13 protein-coding genes and 4 tRNA genes are annotated in these 18,035 nt (G+C 67.5%); 15 read left to right on the top strand and 2 right to left on the bottom strand.

Features of this window, described 5'->3' with window-relative positions:
* Positions 1–331: 331 nt before the first annotated feature.
* The 5 genes from lysM (at position 332) to ML01_RS20165 (ending at position 3,276) form a co-directional block, all read left to right on the top strand.
* On the top strand, positions 332–769 hold the full coding sequence (gene lysM, locus ML01_RS20185; RefSeq protein WP_058557191.1) for a peptidoglycan-binding protein LysM: 438 nt from the start codon (positions 332–334) through the stop codon (positions 767–769).
* 145 nt (positions 770–914) lie between these two features.
* Positions 915–1,358, top strand: a complete 444-nt coding sequence (locus ML01_RS20180) for a hypothetical protein (protein ID WP_058557190.1) — start codon at positions 915–917, stop codon at positions 1,356–1,358.
* A 252-nt stretch (positions 1,359–1,610) separates the two neighbouring features.
* A tRNA-Cys gene (locus ML01_RS20175) sits at positions 1,611–1,684 on the top strand.
* A 75-nt stretch (positions 1,685–1,759) separates the two neighbouring features.
* Positions 1,760–1,844: transfer RNA gene (locus tag ML01_RS20170), tRNA-Leu, on the top strand.
* A gap of 94 nt (positions 1,845–1,938) precedes the next feature.
* Positions 1,939–3,276, top strand: coding sequence for a DUF3422 family protein (locus tag ML01_RS20165; RefSeq protein ID WP_058557189.1), 1,338 nt, complete (start codon positions 1,939–1,941; stop codon positions 3,274–3,276).
* 18 nt (positions 3,277–3,294) lie between these two features.
* Here the strand turns inward: ML01_RS20165 and alr are convergent, their stop codons facing one another.
* The gene (gene alr / locus ML01_RS20160) at positions 3,295–4,380 is read right to left on the bottom strand and encodes an alanine racemase (RefSeq protein WP_058557188.1); all 1,086 of its coding nucleotides are present in this window, start codon (positions 4,378–4,380) and stop codon (positions 3,295–3,297) included.
* Between the two features lie 209 nt (positions 4,381–4,589).
* Between alr and tig the strand changes: the two genes are divergently transcribed.
* The 8 genes from tig to ML01_RS20120 all read left to right on the top strand — a co-directional run bounded on the left by tig (position 4,590) and on the right by ML01_RS20120 (position 13,921).
* Positions 4,590–5,894, top strand: a complete 1,305-nt coding sequence (gene tig / locus ML01_RS20155; protein ID WP_058557187.1) for a trigger factor — start codon at positions 4,590–4,592, stop codon at positions 5,892–5,894.
* A gap of 167 nt (positions 5,895–6,061) precedes the next feature.
* Positions 6,062–6,703 (top strand): ATP-dependent Clp endopeptidase proteolytic subunit ClpP, encoded by a 642-nt coding sequence (clpP, locus tag ML01_RS20150; protein WP_058557186.1) that lies wholly within the window; start codon positions 6,062–6,064, stop codon positions 6,701–6,703.
* 196 nt (positions 6,704–6,899) lie between these two features.
* Positions 6,900–8,177, top strand: a complete 1,278-nt coding sequence (clpX, locus tag ML01_RS20145) for an ATP-dependent Clp protease ATP-binding subunit ClpX (RefSeq protein WP_058557185.1) — start codon at positions 6,900–6,902, stop codon at positions 8,175–8,177.
* A gap of 306 nt (positions 8,178–8,483) precedes the next feature.
* On the top strand, positions 8,484–10,949 hold the full coding sequence (lon, locus tag ML01_RS20140) for an endopeptidase La (protein WP_058557184.1): 2,466 nt from the start codon (positions 8,484–8,486) through the stop codon (positions 10,947–10,949).
* A gap of 322 nt (positions 10,950–11,271) precedes the next feature.
* Positions 11,272–11,544 carry an HU family DNA-binding protein gene (locus tag ML01_RS20135; protein WP_058557183.1) on the top strand — a complete coding sequence of 91 codons (273 nt, stop codon included), beginning with the start codon at positions 11,272–11,274 and terminating at the stop codon, positions 11,542–11,544.
* A gap of 21 nt (positions 11,545–11,565) precedes the next feature.
* Positions 11,566–11,642, top strand: a tRNA-Val gene (locus ML01_RS20130).
* Between the two features lie 136 nt (positions 11,643–11,778).
* Positions 11,779–11,855 (top strand) — tRNA-Asp (locus ML01_RS20125).
* 146 nt (positions 11,856–12,001) lie between these two features.
* Positions 12,002–13,921 (top strand): SurA N-terminal domain-containing protein, encoded by a 1,920-nt coding sequence (locus ML01_RS20120; RefSeq protein ID WP_058557182.1) that lies wholly within the window; start codon positions 12,002–12,004, stop codon positions 13,919–13,921.
* 50 nt (positions 13,922–13,971) lie between these two features.
* Here the strand turns inward: ML01_RS20120 and ML01_RS20115 are convergent, their stop codons facing one another.
* Entirely contained in the window at positions 13,972–14,748 is a 777-nt protein-coding gene (locus ML01_RS20115) for an enoyl-ACP reductase (RefSeq protein WP_058557181.1), read from the bottom strand.
* 183 nt (positions 14,749–14,931) lie between these two features.
* Here ML01_RS20115 and ML01_RS20110 point away from each other — a divergent pair, with 183 nt between their 5' ends.
* Positions 14,932–17,055: an ABC transporter substrate-binding protein gene (locus tag ML01_RS20110; protein WP_254045330.1), complete on the top strand. Its 2,124-nt coding sequence runs from the start codon at positions 14,932–14,934 to the stop codon at positions 17,053–17,055.
* A complete protein-coding gene (locus tag ML01_RS20105; protein WP_058557180.1) occupies positions 17,052–18,029 on the top strand; it encodes an ABC transporter permease in 978 nt (325 codons plus the stop codon). The genes ML01_RS20110 and ML01_RS20105 overlap by 4 nt, the downstream gene beginning before the upstream one ends.
* Positions 18,030–18,035 lie beyond the last annotated feature (6 nt).

The following is an 18,035-nucleotide window of genomic DNA, read 5'->3' as shown; positions in this document are numbered from 1 at the left end:
GTCGGGTCGCGGTCAAGGTCGCCTAAGCTTGTGCAAAGGGTTGTTGACGATCCGCGGCATCCGGGACGCAAGTGCGCTCCACCGCCCGACACGCGTCCCCGTATTCGGTCCGCCGTGCTTGCCGTAACCCATGGCGGGTGTTAGCTTGCCGGCGGAAAACAGGCGCCGGACGAAACGGTTAGCGTTGACCACCGGTGCGCATGACCGATGCGCATGACCGGTGCGCATGATGACCGGTGCGCATGGCCAGTCTTCCGCAAGCACCTTCCTGAACCGGAGCCGGTGGCCGTTGCTGCCGCAGCTTTTGTTTGCAACGACAGAGGTAACGACGATGGGACTGTTCAACTTCGCGAAGAATATCGGCAAGAGCGTGTTCGGTAAGGAGGCCGAGGCTGGCGAGAAGATCAAGGACGAGATTGAGCAGGACAACCCGGGCATCGAGGGCCTGGATGTCCAGTACGAGAACGGCGTCGCCAAGCTGAGCGGCAAGGCCATGAGCGCCGAGGCCATGGAAAAGGCCGTGTTGATGGCCGGCAATCTCAAGGGCGTGGAGGAGGTCAACGTCGACGGGCTTGAGGCGCCGCCGCAGGCCGAAGAGGTGGACTTCTACGAGATCGAGAGCGGCGACACCCTGTCCGCCATCGCCAAGCGCTTCTACGGCGACGCCAACGCCTACCCGAAGCTCGTCGAGGCCAACCTCGAGGTCATCAAGGACGCGGACAAGATCTTTCCGGGCCAGAAGATCCGCATCCCCAAGGCGGTCGCCTGACGCGACGGCGGGTGGCGGCTCGGTCGAGCCGGCGCCCGTCCAACCATGGCGGTGTTTTCGTGCCTGCCATGCCGGCCGGGCGCGTCGCCTATAATCCCGGTTCCTTTCCAACCCGACCCGGCCGCATCCCGGCTGCTGCATCGCCATGAATATAAAAGTCGTAGCCGGCGTCGTCGCCGGCGTGATCCTGCTTGTCGTGATCGGCGGCTTCCTCCTTGCCGACTGGACCTATTCCGAGGGCATGCGCCAAGGCACGATCTCGAAGATCTCTCGCAAGGGCTTCGTCTGCAAGACCTGGGAGGGCGAGCTCGCCATGGCCAACTTCTCCCGTGACGGCACCCTGAGCCAAGACAACCGCGGTACCGACAACACCTTCTACTTCTCCGTGGACGACAAGAAGGCCGCGAACCGGTTACAGGATGCCATGCGCACCAACACCGTCGTCAACCTGGCTTATGAGCAGAAGCTTTTTCCGCTCAGTTGGTGGCTGCCGGGCACCTGCCAGCGGCGCACCGAGTACGAGGTGCACGACATCCAGGTTGTGGGTTCAGCGCCGACGCTCGGTAACCCGAAGGTGCCGCAGCAGTAGGGCGTTTCGCTTCGGTCTTCGCTCGTTGAGGCAGCGCGGGAACCGCAGCGAGGCGGAGCCTCGGATGGATAAGGGCAAGGAGCGCCCTCTGGCGGAACCCGCTCATCGGCGCAGTTGAACGAGGGCCGAGGGCCGAGGGCCGAGGAAGGCTCCCTCGGGCTTCGGCTCTCGCCCCTTCCCTAGCTCTGGGCCGGTCAGCCGGTCACCCGACAGGTGACATTCCCCGGCAAGTTATCTAAACTGGCGGGCTTCGGCTGAGTGGCAGAGTGGTCATGCAGCGGCCTGCAAAGCCGTGTACGCCGGTTCGATTCCGACCTCAGCCTCCACCTCAAATCTGCCGCCCACCCCATCAGGGCCAGCAGCCTCTGTGCACCGGGCACCCAGAGTGCTCACCGCCACGCGCCCGGGTGGTGAAATCGGTAGACACAAGGGACTTAAAATCCCTCGGCTTCGGCCATGCGGGTTCGAGTCCCGCCCCGGGCACCACGCATCTCTTGTGCTGCCGGACCGCGTCGTCGAGCGGCTCGGCCGCCTTCCGCCTGTTTCCACGTCTCCGTCTTTGCCATACCCATCCGCCGCCATGGCCCTGCCATTTCCGGAACACCCCCTGCGTCAGTTGGTGACGCAGGAGCTGCACGTGCGCACCTTCGAGCCGGTGCACGCGCCGGCCGTCGTCGTCCATTTCGCCTACCAGTGCGCGGAGCGCGGTAGCGGTGCGAACACGGCGCACCTGCTGCGCCTCTTGGCGCACTTCGGCGTCGGGCTGCCGGCCGCGGATGAGGTGGGTCAGTACTTCGCCGCCGATCTCGGCGACACGCGGGTGCGCTGGGAGCGGCACACGGAGTTTGTCACCTACAGCTTTTCTCGCTCCGTGGCACCGTCGGCGCTCGCCGCCCGGCCGTTCTCCGCCGAGCTGCTCGCCGAGCTGCTCGCCGAGCTGCCGCCGGACTGGCTGGCGGCGCTGCCGGGGCAGGTGGTCACGGCGGTGCTGCTCGCGCTGGAATCCCGCGACATGCCGGAGCGCACGCCGGCTGATCTGGCGACGCTCTTCGGCGGCAATCCGGTGATCGGCGCCGGGGTGACGGGCGGTGCCGGGCGCGCGTGGTCTGACCTGCGCATCCATGCCGATGGCTTCGGCCGAATTCTGCTGCGCGACCAGGGGCTCACGGACGCCCAGGCCGGGCGGCTCATCAAGCGGGTGCTGGACGTGAACGCGTACCGCGCCATGACGCTGCTCGGTCTGCCTGCGGCGCGCGAGGCCGCAGTGGCGCTGGCGGACGCGGAGTCGCGCCTCACGGACGCAGCCTTTCGTCTCGGCGTTGCCGCGCCGAACGGCACGGCCGAGGCGCCGCCGTCGGAGCGGGCCTTGCTCGCGGAGCTGACCGATGTCGCGGCGGCCATCGAGTCCGTGGCCGCGCGCACCGCCTCGCGCTTCGACGCGACCGCCGCCTATCACGAGGTCGTGCGCCAGCGCTTGGAGCAGCTCAGGCAGGAGCGCATCGAGGGTCTGCCGACCTTCACCGAGTTCCTGGAGGCCCGGCTTGCGCCAGCGGTGAGCACCTGCCTCGCCACCGGCCGGCGCCAGCAGGCCCTCGCCGAGCGCGCGGCACGCATGACGGCGCTGCTGCGGGCGCGCGTGGAGGTGCGCCTGCAGGAACAGAACCGCAGCCTGCTGGACTCCATGGACCGCCGGGCGCGTTTGCAGCTACGCCTGCAGGAGACCGTCGAGGGGCTCTCCGTCGTCGCCATCAGCTATTACGGCGTCGGTCTGGTGGGCTACCTTCTGAAGGGGCTCGCCGCGGGCGGCCTGCCGCTGGACCCGAGCCTTGCCATCGCCGTCGCGGTGCCGCTCGTGCTCGGTGCGGTGTGGCTCGGGCTCAGGCGCATGCGGCGGCGCCTGCGGCGGGGCGAAGATTAGGCGCGGTGCCCGCGGCAGTCAGCCGGAGCGCTCATAGCTGATCGGCACGCGTCGCGACAGGCTGGTGAAGAGCTGATAAGCGATGGTGTCGCTCGCGGCGGCGACGGCGTTGGCGGGGATCTGGTCTCCCCAGAGCTGCACCGGGTCGCCGGGGCGCGCCTCGGGCTGATCCGTCAGGTCCACCGTCAGCATATCCATAGATACGCGCCCGATGATGCGGGTCGGCTGACCGTTGACGGCGATGGGTGTGCCGTCTTGCGCGTGCCGTGGGTAGCCGTCCGCATAGCCCGCGGCGACGACGCCGACCCGGGTCGGCGCGGCGCAGACGAAGCGCCTGCCGTAGCCGATGGCCTCGCCGGCGGCGAGATCGCGCACGCCGATGAGCCTTGATTCGAAGGTCAGCGTCGGCCGCAGCGCCGCCGCCGACGGGTGCGCCTCGCCGAAGGGGCTCGCGCCATAGAGCATGATGCCGGGGCGCAGCCAGTCGCCGTGCGCCGCGCGGCAGCCGAGAACGGCCGCGGAGTTGGCGATGCTGCGCGGGCCGGGCAGGTGGCCGGCGTGGCTTTGAAAGCTCGCGAGTTGCGCCTCGGTGGCCGCGTGCCCGGGCGTGTCGGCACAGGCCAGGTGTGTCATTAGCACGACATCGGTCACGTGTCGGCAGTCGGCAAGGCGCGCATGGGCGGCCGCGAACGCATCCGGCGCGAGCCCGAGCCGGTGCATGCCGGTGTCCATCTTGAGCCAGACGGCGTGTGCGCGCTCCGGGCGTGCGGCGCAGACCCAATCGAGCTGCTCCTGGTTGTGCACCACCGGTGTGAGCCCGGCACGGTCGGCGCTGGCGAGCTCGTCCGGTTCGAAGACTCCCTCCAGCAGCACGATGGGCGTGCGGATGCCCGACTCGCGGAGCTCCAGCGCCTCTTCGATGCAGGCCACGGCAAAGCCGTCCACCTCGGGCTCCAATGCGCGGGCGACGGCAGTGGCGCCGTGTCCGTAGGCGTCCGCCTTGACCACGGCGAGCGCTCGGGTCCCGGCCGCCTGCGCCTTGGCGTGACGGTAATTGTGGCGGATGGCGCCGAGATCGACGCGGGCGCGGGTGGGGCGGGCCATTGCTTGGAGCGCGCTGCCGAGAGCGGTGGGCGGATGGCGCGATGCTGCCGTCCGCGGCTCCGGCATGCAAGGCGCGCGTGCGGCTCGGGGCCGCGGCCAGGGCACGTTCTTGCGGGTTGTTGCGGGCTGTGCTTGGAGCGCACGGCTTCGCCGCTTATACTGCCCCGTTTTTGCAAGTCGCAGCACAATCGCCCGAGGAGTGGACATCGATGCAAGTGACCGTCGAGGCCGGCGAGGGGCTCGCCCGCCGCATGACCGTGGAGCTGCCGGCAGATGACTTCGAGCAGGAGGTCGACAAGCGGCTGCGCGACGTCGCCCGCCAAGCGCGGCTGCCGGGCTTTCGCCCCGGCAAGGTGCCGATGCGCGTGCTCCGGCAGCGCTTCGGGGAGAACGTTCGCGGCGAGGTGCTCAGCGAACTGGTGCAGTCGTCCTTTTCGCGCGCCGTCGTCGAGCAGGATCTGCGGCCGGCGGGTCGGCCCGAGATCGAGGCGGATATTGACCTCGCCGACCGTCGCTACGGCTACACCGCAAGGTTCGAGGTGCTGCCGGAGATCGATGTCAAGGATCTCACCGGCATGCGGATCGCGCGCCCCGTCGCCGAGATCACCGATGCGGACGTCGAGCGCATGGTCGAGCGGCTCCGCGAGCAGCGCAAGACCTTCGAGACCGTGGAGCGGGCGGCCGAGAACGGCGATCGGCTGACCATCTCCTTCCAGGGCAGCATCAACGGCGAGCGCTTCGAAGGCGGCAGCGCCGAGCACCGGACGCTGGAGCTTGGCAGCGGCGCCTTCGTTCCTGGCTTTGAAGAGCAGTTGATCGGCGCCGCGGCGGGCGATGAGCGCACCCTCGGCATCACCTTCCCGGAGTATTACAGCAACCCCGCGCTGGCCGGCAAGGCGGCGGAGTTTCAGGTCCAGGTGGAGAGCGTCGCCGCGCCGCGGCTGCCCGATGTGGACGCGGACTTCGTGACCGCCCTCGGTATTGAGGGTGGTGATCTAGAGCGTTTTCGCGCCGACGTGCGCGCGAACATGGAGCGCGAGCTCCGCCAGCGCGTCGAAGCCAAGCTCAAGAATCAGGTCATGGACGCCCTGCTTGAGGCCAACCCGGTGAGCCTGCCCGACGTGCTTGTGCGCGAGGAGATCGCCGCGCTCAAGCAGCAGACCCTGCAAGCGGCCGGTGGCGTTCAGGTTGAGCTCCCGGACGCGCTGTTCGCGGAGTCCGCGGAGCGCCGGGTCAAGCTCGGGCTGGTGGTTGCCGAGACCGTGAAGCGGCATGGGCTGACGCCGAGCCCGGAGCGCGTCCGCGAGCTGGTTGAAGGCTTGGCGGCCACCTACGAGCGGCCGGAGGAAGTCATCGGCTATTACTACTCGGACCCGCAGCGGTTGTCCTCGGTGGAGGCGCTCGCCATGGAGGAGCTTGTCGTTGAGCGGATGCTCGCAACCGCCGATGTCGTAGACGAGGAGGCGACGTTCGACGGGCTCACCGAGGCCGGCGAGCGCGGGGCACCGGCCTAGATTGCGACGGGGAAGGGTCGAGGGCCGAGGGTGCTCGCCTCGGCCCTCGGCCCTCGGCCCTTCCTGCAGCCGTTGCGCGGCGCCTCGCGCGGCCCCAACTTACCGTCGTGGCGATGCTTGCCGCGGCGCCCCATCCGCCCCCCCGCCCACATCGAGGTTTCCCAGCGATGACCCAGATTTCCGACCAGATGCCACCGGCGACCCGTGCGCTCGGCCTGATTCCCATGGTGATCGAGCAGACCGCCCGCGGGGAGCGCTCGTTCGACATCTTCTCGCGCCTGCTGAAGGAGCGTGTCGTGTTCCTCGTCGGGCCGGTGGAAGACCACGTGGCCAACCTGGTCGTCGCGCAACTGTTGTTCCTGGAGTCCGAGAACCCGGACAAGGACATCCACTTCTACATCAACTCCCCGGGCGGCGCGGTGACCGCGGGCCTGGCCATCTACGACACCATGCGCTTCATCCGTCCCGACGTCAGCACCATGTGCATCGGGCAGGCGGCGAGCATGGGCGCGCTGTTGCTCGCGGGCGGTGCCCACGGCAAGCGCTTCTGCCTGCCGCACTCGCGGATGATGATCCACCAGCCGCTGGGCGGCTTTCAGGGGCAGGCGACGGACATCGACATCCACGCCCGCGAGATCCTGCACATCCGCGACCAGTTGAACTACATCCTGGCGCATCACACTGGGCAGCCGCTGGAGAAGATCGCCGAGGACACCGAGCGCGACCGCTTTATGGGCGGCGACGCCGCGGTGGAGTATGGGCTGATCGACCAGGTGCTGCACGAGCGCGCCGGGCCGGCCGGAGCCTGAAGGCGGGCGCGGCGATGGCAGGCGCAGAGCGTGGGCGCGCGGCAAGCTAGCAACGGCCGTGCCGGTCGGGGCGCACTTGCCGTCCGCTCGGCCCCCGTCAGCTTGCGATATCGTCGTGAACCGTTATGATAAACCGTCACAGGAGGCGAGCTTCGGCCTCCGATAGTCGGACTGTCCCGCGGAGACCTCGTGAGCTATGAGCGGAAATAACCACGGAAAGAGCGACGAAGGGAAGCTGCTGTATTGTTCATTCTGCGGCAAGAGCCAGCACGAGGTACGCAAGCTGATCGCCGGGCCATCGGTGTTCATCTGCGACGAGTGCGTCGAGCTGTGTAACGACATCATCCGGGAGGAGATGCAGGAGGGCATGGGGGAGGCCACGAGCCGTCTGCCCAAGCCACGCGAGATCAAGGAGAGCCTCGATCAGTTCGTCATCGGCCAGGAGCAGGCGAAGAAAGTCCTGTCTGTCGCCGTCTACAACCACTACAAGCGCCTGGAGGCCGCCGATGCCAAGGAAGACATCGAAATCTCCAAAAGCAACATCCTGCTGATCGGCCCCACCGGCTCCGGTAAGACCCTGCTCGCCGAGACGCTGGCGCGGCTGCTGAACGTTCCGTTTACGATCGCCGACGCGACCACGCTCACCGAGGCGGGCTACGTCGGCGAGGATGTCGAGAACATCATCCAGAAGCTGCTGCAGAAGTGCGACTACGACGTCGAGAAGGCGCAGACCGGCATCGTCTACATCGACGAGATCGACAAGATCTCGCGCAAGTCCGATAACCCGTCCATCACGCGGGATGTGTCCGGCGAGGGCGTGCAGCAGGCGCTCCTGAAGCTCATCGAGGGCACCATCGCATCGGTGCCGCCGCAGGGCGGGCGCAAGCATCCACAGCAGGAGTTCCTGCAGGTCGACACGAGCAACATCCTGTTCATTGTCGGCGGCGCGTTCGCGGGGCTCGACAAGATCATCGAGCGTCGCTCGCGCAAGGGCGGTATCGGCTTCTCGGCCGAGGTGCATTCCAAGGAAGACAGCAAGAAGATCGGCGAGCTGCTGAGCGTCGTTGAGCCCGAGGACCTGATCCGCTACGGGCTGATCCCGGAGTTCGTCGGGCGCCTGCCGGTGATGGCGACGCTGGACGAGCTGGACGTGGACGCCTTGATCCGCATCCTGACCGAGCCGAAGCATGCCCTGTACAAGCAGTACGCGCGCCTGTTCGCGATGGAGGGCTGCGACCTAGAGCTCCGCGACGATGCGCTGGGCGCCATCGCAGTGAAGGCCATGGAGCGCAAGACGGGGGCGCGCGGCTTGCGGACCATCATGGAGCAAGTCCTGCTCGACATCATGTACGACCTGCCCTCGCTTGACAGCGTTAGCAAAGTGGTCGTGGACTCGTCCGTCATCGCGGGCGAGAACACGCCCTTCATCATCTACGACGGTGTCGAGCAGCAGCGCGCTGCAGCGTCCGATTGATCGCTCCGTCGTCGGCGCCCGGGGCTCGGGCGCCGCGCCCCCATCTCTTCGGCATCAGCCACCGCCCACCGCCCACCGCCTTGCGATCGCCGCACCATGCCGGTCCGCCGCGGCCGGACTTCCGTTCCGCGGCCCCGCCGCCGCCGATGCAGCGCAGCGGTTTCGGCCCGCCGACTCGATTGAAGCGTCCGCGGTCCGCCCAAACCTCAATCGTCATCTTAGATTTCTGCAACTGCCGTGGCGGCGGTTCGCGGGCTGAGCCCCGCAACACGCCAACGTGACACGGCTCAACGGAGCACAGATTCCATGGGCGAAACCGTTCAAGACAACACCGATCCGACGGCTGTCGAGCAGGAGGTGCCGGTCCTGCCGTTGCGCGATGTCGTCGTCTACCCGCATATGGTCATCCCGCTGTTCGTCGGGCGCGACAAGTCCATCAGGGCGCTCGACGCCGCGATGTCCGCCGACAAGCAGATCCTGCTGATCGCGCAAAAGAATGCGGACGTGGACGACCCCGCGGTGGGGGATCTGCACGGCATCGGTACGCTCGCGAACGTGCTGCAGCTCCTGAAGCTGCCCGACGGCACCGTCAAGGTGCTGGTGGAGGGCCATCGCCGCGCCAAGGCCAAGCGCTTCATCACCACGGCAGGCGCCTTCTCGGCCCTCGTGGCGCCGATGGCGGACCAGTTGGAGGCCGACGAGCGCGAGCAGGAGGTGCTGATGCGCTCGGCGGTGACGCTGTTCGACCAGTACGTGAAGCTGAACAAGAAGGTCCCGCCGGAGGTGCTCACATCGCTGTCGAGCATCGACGAGCCGGGGCGGCTCGCCGACACCATGGCGGCGCACATGTCGCTCAAGCTCGACGAGAAGCAGCACGTGCTGGAGATGGTGGACGTGCAGCAGCGCCTCGAGCACTTGATGGGGCTGATGGAGGCCGAGAACGACATCCTCCAGATGGAGAAGCGCATCCGTGGCCGCGTCAAGCGCCAGATGGAGAAGAACCAGCGCGAGTACTACCTGAACGAGCAGATGAAGGCGATCCAAAAAGAGCTCGGCGAGCTTGAGGACGCCCCCAACGAGCTCGAAGACCTGGCCAAGCGCATCGAGGCCGCCGGCATGCCGAAGGAGGTCAAGGCCAAGGCCACCACGGAGCTGAACAAGCTCAAGCTCATGTCGCCGATGTCCGCCGAGGCGACGGTGGTGCGCAACTACGTCGATACGCTGGTCTCGGTGCCGTGGAAGGCGCGCACGCGCATCCGCAACGACATCCGTCTGGCGCAGAAGGTGCTGGACACCGACCACTACGGCCTCGAAAAGGTCAAGGAGCGCATCCTCGAATACCTGGCCGTGCAGCAGCGGGTGAAGAAGCTGAAAGGCCCGATCCTCTGCCTGGTGGGTCCGCCCGGCGTCGGCAAGACCTCGCTGGGGCAGTCCATCGCGCGGGCGACCAACCGCAAGTTCGTGCGCATGTCCCTGGGCGGCGTGCGCGACGAGGCCGAGATCCGTGGTCACCGGCGCACCTACATCGGTGCGCTGCCGGGCAAGATCATCCAGAACCTGGCCAAGGCCGGCAGCCGCAACGCCTTCTTCCTGCTCGATGAGATCGACAAGATGGCGATGGACTTCCGCGGCGACCCGGCGTCGGCGCTGCTGGAGGTGCTGGATCCGGAGCAAAACCACACCTTCAACGACCATTATCTGGAAGTGGACTTCGACCTGTCCGAGGTGATGTTCGTCGGCACCGCCAACACGCTGAACATCCCGCCAGCGCTGCTCGATCGCATGGAGGTGATTCGTCTCGCCGGCTACACCGAGGACGAGAAGGTCAACATCGCCCAGCGTTACCTGATCCCGAAGCAGATGAAGAACAACGGGCTCAAGAAGGGCGAGCTCACGATCCGCGAGCCGGCGCTGCGGGACATGATCCGCTATTACACGCGCGAGGCGGGCGTGCGCAACCTGGAGCGCGAGTGCTCCAAGATCTGTCGCAAGGTGGTCAAAGAGGTGCTGCTGAAGCAGCGCGGCGATGGCGCCATGGTCGTGACGCCGAAGTCGCTCGACAAGTATCTCGGCGTGCGCCGCTTCCGCTTCGGCCGCGCGGACGAGCACGACCAGATCGGCCAGGTCACCGGGCTCGCGTGGACCGAGGTCGGCGGCGAGCTGTTGCGGATCGAGTCCGCGCTGGTACCGGGCAAGGGCAAGTTCACCTACACGGGCCAGCTCGGCGACGTGATGCAGGAGTCTATCCAGGCGGCGCTCACAGTCGTGCGCAGCCGCGCGCCGACGCTCGGCATCGATCCGGACTTCCACCAGAAGTTCGATCTGCATATCCATGTGCCCGAGGGTGCGACCCCGAAGGACGGGCCGAGCGCCGGCGTGGCGATGTGTACGGCGCTGGTGTCCGCGCTGTGCAAGATCCCGGTCCGTTCCAGCGTGGCCATGACCGGGGAGATTACGCTACGCGGCGAGGTGCTGCCCATCGGCGGGCTCAAGGAAAAGCTCCTGGCCGCACACCGCGGCGGCATCGAGACGGTGCTGATCCCGCATGAGAACGAGCGCGACCTGGTCGAGATCCCGAAGAACATCAAACAGAGCCTCGACATCCGCTGTGTGCGCTGGATCGACGAGGTGCTTGACCTGGCGCTGGTCCAGTCGCCGCGGCCCGTCGTCGAGGCGGACGGGGCGGATGGCGAGCACGCTGAGGTGGAGGAGGTGCCGCCGGCCAAGGCAGCCAACGCGGAGGAGCAGCCGGCCGCCGGCACACGCCACTGACGGTGGAGCTGGCTAGCGTGGTCGCGGCGCTTGCAATGCTGAGCGCCGCGGCCGGCAAGCGTCGGTCGTGCACGATAAGTGCTTTCACGTCTGCGTTTACAAGTCGTTCATGTGTTCCGCAAGTGGCCGTTGTCGTACATTGACGGCGGGGATCGTGCCGCTTGATCGGCGGCTGGTCAGGGTGAGTCTCAATCGCTCTCGATTCGCTTGACAGCCCAGCGTGCACTCGACAACATTCGGCAACGGCTGTGGCGCCGCCGGCGCCGCCGCCGCTCAACTGCATGAGCGGTTTCCACGGTCATTCGAGACATCTGGGGGGAGAATGAACAAATCGGACCTTATCGATGCGATGGCGGAGGGAGCAGACATCTCGAAGTCCGCCGCCGGACGGGCGCTCGACGCACTAACGGACTCCATCGCCGTCGCACTCAAGGATGGTGACACTGTCTCCATCATCGGTTTCGGCACTTTTCTGGTGAAGGAGCGCGCTGCCCGCACCGGCCGTAACCCGCAGACCGGCGCCAGCATCCAGATCGCCGCGTCAAAGACGCCTTCATTTAAGGCTGGTAAATCGCTCAAGGACGCCATACAATAACCGGCTTCGTTGGGTGGTCCGGGGTGCTTAGCTCAGTTGGCTAGAGCATCGCCCTTACAAGGCGAGGGTCGCAGGTTCGAGCCCTGCAGCACCCACCACTGGTGGCCGAACGCCTGTATGATCAAACAACAGGCGCGTCAGCATGCACAGACGCTCACGGGCGGCCGCAGTCCCGTTGAGATCCAGTGTCAATCGTCAAGGCACGCCGCCCTGGATCGCGCTCGATACACGCAAGGAGTGGTAGTTCAGTTGGTTAGAATACCGGCCTGTCACGCCGGGGGTCGCGGGTTCGAGTCCCGTCCACTCCGCCAAATCTAGTAAGGGCGCGCCCCGCCATCCAAGGTGGGGCGCGCCTTTTCGTATCCGCCCGATGATGCTCCGCCGCCGTCCGGCTGCGGAACCGCTCCCGATCCCCCACCGCGGGCTTCGTTTCAACTCCAACGCTCTCTCTCAAGCCATGTTGCAGGCGATCAAAGAACGTGCACAGGGATGGGTCGCTTGGGCCATCGTCATCCTGATCAGCATCCCGTTCGCGCTCTGGGGCATCCAGTCCTACCTCGGCGTGGGTGCCGAGCCCGTCGTCGCGACGGTGGACGGTGCCAAGATCACCGAGCGCCAGCTCGACCAGAACGTCCAGCGCTCGCGGATGCAACTGCGCGAGCGCCTCGGTGCCGCGTACAACCCAGACCTCTTCGAGTCGGCGCAATTGCGCGGCCAAGTGCTCGATCGCATGATCCGCGACCTCGTGCTGCTGGAGTCGTCCTACGCGATGGGCCTGCGCGTATCGGACGCCGCCGTGCGGGCCGCGATCCTGGCCGAGCCCGCCTTCCAGGGCGACGGGGTCTTCGACAAGGACACCTACGAGCGCGTGCTGCGCTTGCAGGGGTTCACGCCGGCGGCCTACGAGGAGGAGCTGCGGCGCGGCCTGCTCAGCACGCAGTTGGCCCGTGCCCTGACCGAGAGCGCCTTCGCGACGGCTGCCGAGGTGACGCTGGCGACGCGGCTGCTGCGCCAGCAGCGCGATATCGCCTACGCCCTGGTGCCGCGCGCAGGCTTCATGCCCGAGGCAGACCCGCCGGCTGATGACATCCAGGCCTTCTATGAGGCGAACCCCGAGCGCTTCCAGTCCCCGGCGCGCGTCAAGCTGTCGTACATCCTGCTCGATGCCGACGCCATCGCCGCCGTCGAGGTGGACGAGGCGACGCTACGCGAGACCTATGAGGCGCGGCTGGAGGAATTCGTCGAGCCCGAGCGACGCGCCATGCGGCACATCCTGCTGACCGTGCCGGCGGACGGCGACGCGGAGACCATCAAGGCGCGCGCCGCCGAGCTGAAGGCGCAGATCGACGCCGGGGCCGACTTCGCCGAGGTCGCACAGGCCGAGTCCGAGGACCCGGGCAGCGCCGCGCAGGGCGGCGATCTCGGCATGGTCGATCGCGGCATCATGGACCCGGCCTTCGAGCAGGCCGCGTTCGATCTGGACGTGAATGCGGTCAGCGAGCCCGTCCGGAGCCGCTTCGGCTATCACCTCATCGAGGTCACGGCCGTCGAGGGCGGCGCGGCCAAGCCCTTCGACGACGTCCGCGAGGAGCTGGCCCGGGAGCTCGGCCGCGGCGACGCGGAGGCGGCCTATTTCGAGCTCGCCGAGCAGCTCGCGAACCTCACCTACGAATCCCCCGACAGCCTGATCCCGGCCGCCGAGGCGCTGGCCCTTGAGGTCCGCACCAGCGACTGGATCGAGCGCGACGGCGGCGAGGGCTTGTTCGCGCAACCGCGGCTCATGACCGCCGCGTTCAGCGACGACGTGCTGGTCGTGGGCAACAACAGCGAGCTGATCGAGCCTGACCCGGACCGCATGCAGGCGGTCGTGCTGCGGGTCGATGAGCATGAGCCGGCCAGCGTCCGGCCGCTGGACGAGGTCCGCGACGAGATCGTCGCCGCGCTCAAGGCGCAGCAGGCCGCCACGGCCGCCCGCGCCGAGGCCGATGCCATGGTGGCGCGCCTGCGCGCCGGCGAGAGCCTGGATGCCGTGGCCGCGGAGCTGGAGATCAAGAGCCCGGGCGAGGTCTCCCGCAGTCAGGCCGATGTGCCGCCGACGGTGCTGGAGCTGGCCTTTTCTGCGCCACGCCCGGCCGAGGACGGCGTGCCGAGCTATGCGAGCGGGGCGGAACCGGGCGGCGACGCCGTCATCGTCGCCGTGCGCGCCGTCGCGGACGGCAGCGCGGAAGCCATGGACCCGGCCATGCGCGATGCCGAGCGCCGGCTCCTGGCGCAGATCCAGGGCGAGCATGGCTTCAATGCCGTGCTGGACGACCTGGTGGCCCGTGCCAAGGTGGAGCGTAAGCCGCTTACCGTCGGCAGCGAGGAGACACCCTGACGCGATGGCTCGGCCAGCCGGGCGCGACGCCGTCGCCGCGCCCGCCAGGGTCAGCCGAGGCCCAGGATGTGATACCCGGTATCGACGTACAGCACATCGCCCGTGATGCCGGAGGCGAGATCGGAGCAGAGGAAGGCCGCGGCGTTGCCCACCTCCTCGATGGTCACGTTGCGCCGCAGCGGCGTGCGCTCTTCAACCTGTTTCAGCATGCTGCGGAAGTCCGCGATGCCGGCCGCCGCCAGCGTGCGGATCGGCCCCGCGGAGACGGCGTTGACGCGGATACCCTCCGGCCCCAGCGCCGCCGCGAGATAGCGCACGTTGGCCTCGAGGCTCGCCTTGGCGACACCCATGACGTTGTAGTTCGGCACCGCGCGCACCGCACCGAGGTAGGTCATGGCCACGAGCGCGCCGTTGCGCCCGGCCATCATCGCCCGCCCGGCCTTGGCCAGCGCCGCGAAGCTGTAGGAGCTGATATCGTGCGCCATCGCCGAGCCCGCGCGGGTCAGGACGTCGACGTAGTTGCCCTCCAGCTCCGCCTTGGGCGCGAACGCGATGGAGTGCACGATGCCGTCGAGCCCGTCCCAGTGCTCGCCGAGCGCCTGGAAGCAGGCGTCGATCTGCTCGTCGCTGCCGACATCCAGCGGCAGGACGATATTGGAATTACAGGCGGCGGCCAGATCTTGCACCCGCCCCTGAAGCTTCTCGCCCTGGTAGGTGAAGGCGAGCTCGGCACCCTCGCGGTGCATGGCCTGCGCGACGCCCCAGGCGATGGAGCGGTTGCTCGCGACGCCGGTGATGAGAAAGCGCTTGTCGGTCAAAAACCCCATCAGTTGGTTCTCCAAGGTCTGCCGGTGTTCGTTGGTCTTGCTGTCGTGAGTCGGGCGCCGTCGCCATGCCCGCGTTCGCGGCGTGGTCACCTTACCGAAAGGTTTCGGGCGGCGAAAGCGTCTGCGGTCAGGCTTCTCAGGGCCGCGTCCGACTGCCCGCGGGCGCTTGTCGCCGGCCTGGCCGTGCTGACCCTCGCCGGCTGCGGCGAGCCACCCTGGAACAACCCCTATCCGGAGCACCAGGCGGGCGAGAGCATCCTCTACGGCGCCTTCACCGAGCGCCCGAAGCACCTGGACCCGGTGCGCTCCTACAGCTCGAACGAATACTCGTTCATTGCGCAGATCTACGAGCCGCCGCTCCAGTACCATTTCTTGAAGCGGCCCTACACGCTGGTGCCGCTGACGGCCGAGGCCGTGCCGGAGCCGACCTTTCTGGACGCGGCCGGCGCGCCGCTGCCGGCCGACGCGGACCCCGAGCGCACCGCCGTCAGCGAGTACCTGATCCGCATCCGCCCCGGCATCTACTACCAGCCGCACCCCGCGTTCGCGACGGGGCCGGACGGTGCGCACCTCTACCATGACCTGTCTCCGGCCGAGATCGCGCGGCTCGACACGCTGTCCGACCTGCCCGAGACCGGCACCCGCGAGCTGACCGCCGAGGACTACGTGTATCAGATCAAGCGCCTGGCGGCGCCCTGGCTGCACTCGCCCATCGCGGGCCTGATGGGCGATCACATCCTGGGCTTCAAGGACTTCTCCGCGCGGCTCGAGGCCGCGGCGCCGGCGCCCGTGAACGGGGAGCGGCCGTTCTTCGATCTGCGCGCGGTCGATTTTCCGGGCGCCGAGGTCGTCGATCGCTACAGCTACAAGGTCCGCATCGACGGGCGCTATGCGCAGTTCGTCTACTGGCTCGCGATGCCCTTCTTCGCGCCGATGCCCTGGGAGGCGGAGGCGCTGACCAACCAGCCCGGCATGCGGGCGAACAACATCACGCTGGATTGGTTTCCGGTGGGCACCGGCCCCTTCATGCTCGCGGAGAACAACCCGAACATGCGCATGGTGCTCGCGCAGAACCCCAACTTCCACGGCGAGACCTATCCCGCCGAGGGCATGCCCGGCGACGCAGAGGCGGGGCTGCTGGCCGACGCGGGCAAGGCGCTGCCGCTGGTGGACCGGGCGATCTACAGCCTGGAAAAGGAGAGCATCCCGTACTGGAACAAGTTCCTGCAGGGCTTCTACGATACCTCCGGCATCAGCGCCGACGCCTTCGACCAGGCCGTGCAATTCAACTCCGGCGGCGAGGCCGGCCTCACCGAGGCGATGCGCGAGAAGGGCATCGAGCTGTCTACTGCCGTGAACACGTCCATCTGGTACATGGGCTTCAACATGGAGGACGACGTCGTCGGCGGCGACTCGGAGCGGGCGCGGCTGCTGCGCCAGGCCATCAGCATCGCCGTCGATTTCGGCGAATTCATCTCGATCTTCTCGAACGGCCGCGGCATGCAGGGGCAGGGGCCGATTGCGCCCGGCATCTTCGGCTACCGCGACGGCGAGGCCGGCATCAACCCTTACGTGTTCGATTGGGACAACGGCCGGCCCGTGCGCAAGTCCATCGACGCGGCCCGCGCGCTGCTGGCGCAGGCCGGCTACCGGGACGGGCGCGATCCGGCGACGGGCCGGCCCTTGAGCATCTACTACGAGGCCATGGACGCGGGCCCGGACGGCAAGGCGAGGCTCAACTGGATGCGCAAGCAGTTCGCGAAGCTCGGCATCGAGCTCATCGTCCGCGCCACGGACTACAACCGCTTCCAGGAGAAGATGCGGGAAGGCACGGGCCAGGTGTTCATGTGGGGCTGGAACGCCGACTATCCGGACCCGGAGAACTTCTTTTTCTTGCTCTATGGCCCGAACCGCAAGATCGACGGCGGCGAGAACGCGGCGAACTATCAGAACGCCGAGTTCGACCGGCTGTTCGAGCAGATGAAGAACATGCCGGACGGCCCGGAGCGCCAGGCGGTCGTCGACCGCATGACCGAGATCGTGCGCCATGACGCGCCTTGGTCCTTCGGCTTCTATCCGGAGTCCTACAGCCTGCGCCACGCCTGGGTCGGCAACGTGAAGCCGAACCTGATGGCGAACAACACGTTGAAGTACATCAGCCTTGATCCCGCGCAGCGCGAAGAACGCCGCACGGCCTGGAATCCGCCCATCCTCTGGCCGATCGGTGCCGTGGTGGTGCTGCTGGCCGCGGGCGCGGTGCCCGCCATCATCATCGCCCGCCGGCGCGAGCGGAGCGCCGCGCTGTGACCGCGTACATCCTGCGCCGGCTGCTGTACGCCATCCCGATCTTGATCGGCGTCAACCTGATCACCTTCGTGCTCTTCTTCGTCGTCAACTCGCCGGACGACATGGCGCGGATGCAGCTCGGCGACAAGCGCGTGACGGAAGAAGCCGTGCAGTCCTGGAAGGCGGACCACGGCTACGACCGGCCGCTGCTCTTCAACGCCGAGGCAGCAGGCATGGACAAGCTCAGGGACACGATCTTCTACCAGAAGTCGGTGAAGCTCTTCGCCTTCAACTTCGGCACCTCCGACAGCGGGCGCGACATCGGCTACGACGTCCGCCAGCGCATGTGGCCGAGCCTGGCCATCGCGCTGCCCGTGCTGCTGGTGGGGCTCGCCATCAATATCAGCTATGCGCTGATGATCATCTTCTTCCGCGGCAGCTACATCGACGTCGGCAGCGTCGTGCTGCTGGTGGCCATGATGTCCATCTCCGGGCTGTTCTACATCATCGGCGGGCAGTTCCTCATCGGTAAGCTCTTTCATCTGGTGCCGATCTCCGGCTACGACACGGGGCTCAATGCCGGCAAGTTCCTGATCCTGCCCGTCATCGTCGGCGTCATCGGCGGCATCGGCACCGGCACGCGGCTGTATCGGACCTTCTTCCTGGAGGAGGTCAACCGCGACTACGTGCGCACCGCCCGGGCCAAGGGGCTCCGCGAGCGCGTCGTGCTGTTCCGGCACGTGCTGCGCAACGCGCTGATCCCGATCCTGACCGGCGTGGTCGCGGTGCTGCCGCTCCTGTTCATGGGCGCGCTGATCACGGAGTCCTTCTTCGGCATCCCGGGGCTTGGCAGCTACACCATCGATGCCATCAGCCGGCAGGACTTCTCCATCGTCCGCGCCATGGTGTTTCTGGGCTCCGTGCTCTACATCCTGGGCCTGATTCTGACCGACATCTCCTACACCCTGGTCGATCCGCGGGTGCGGCTGTCGTGAGCGGGG

This window comes from Thiohalocapsa sp. ML1, assembly GCF_001469165.1.
In the GTDB taxonomy this organism is placed as follows: domain Bacteria; phylum Pseudomonadota; class Gammaproteobacteria; order Chromatiales; family Chromatiaceae; genus Thiohalocapsa.
Note: the sequence above shows the minus strand (reverse complement) of the source record. Positions and strands in the feature narration are given on the sequence as shown.

Bases quoted from the DNA above. Each gene is read 5' to 3' on its own strand.
- ML01_RS20115 (WP_058557181.1), bottom strand. From the start codon at position 14,748: ATGGGGTTTTTGACCGACAAGCGCTTTCTCATCACCGGCGTCGCGAGC.
- ML01_RS20180 (WP_058557190.1), top strand. From the start codon at position 915: ATGAATATAAAAGTCGTAGCCGGCGTCGTCGCCGGCGTGATCCTGCTT.
- clpX (WP_058557185.1), top strand. From the start codon at position 6,900: ATGAGCGGAAATAACCACGGAAAGAGCGACGAAGGGAAGCTGCTGTAT.
- ML01_RS20135 (WP_058557183.1), top strand. From the start codon at position 11,272: ATGAACAAATCGGACCTTATCGATGCGATGGCGGAGGGAGCAGACATC.
- ML01_RS20165 (WP_058557189.1), top strand. From the start codon at position 1,939: ATGGCCCTGCCATTTCCGGAACACCCCCTGCGTCAGTTGGTGACGCAG.
- clpP (WP_058557186.1), top strand. From the start codon at position 6,062: ATGACCCAGATTTCCGACCAGATGCCACCGGCGACCCGTGCGCTCGGC.
- lysM (WP_058557191.1), top strand. From the start codon at position 332: ATGGGACTGTTCAACTTCGCGAAGAATATCGGCAAGAGCGTGTTCGGT.
- alr (WP_058557188.1), bottom strand. From the start codon at position 4,380: ATGGCCCGCCCCACCCGCGCCCGCGTCGATCTCGGCGCCATCCGCCAC.
- ML01_RS20120 (WP_058557182.1), top strand. From the start codon at position 12,002: ATGTTGCAGGCGATCAAAGAACGTGCACAGGGATGGGTCGCTTGGGCC.
- lon (WP_058557184.1), top strand. From the start codon at position 8,484: ATGGGCGAAACCGTTCAAGACAACACCGATCCGACGGCTGTCGAGCAG.
- tig (WP_058557187.1), top strand. From the start codon at position 4,590: ATGCAAGTGACCGTCGAGGCCGGCGAGGGGCTCGCCCGCCGCATGACC.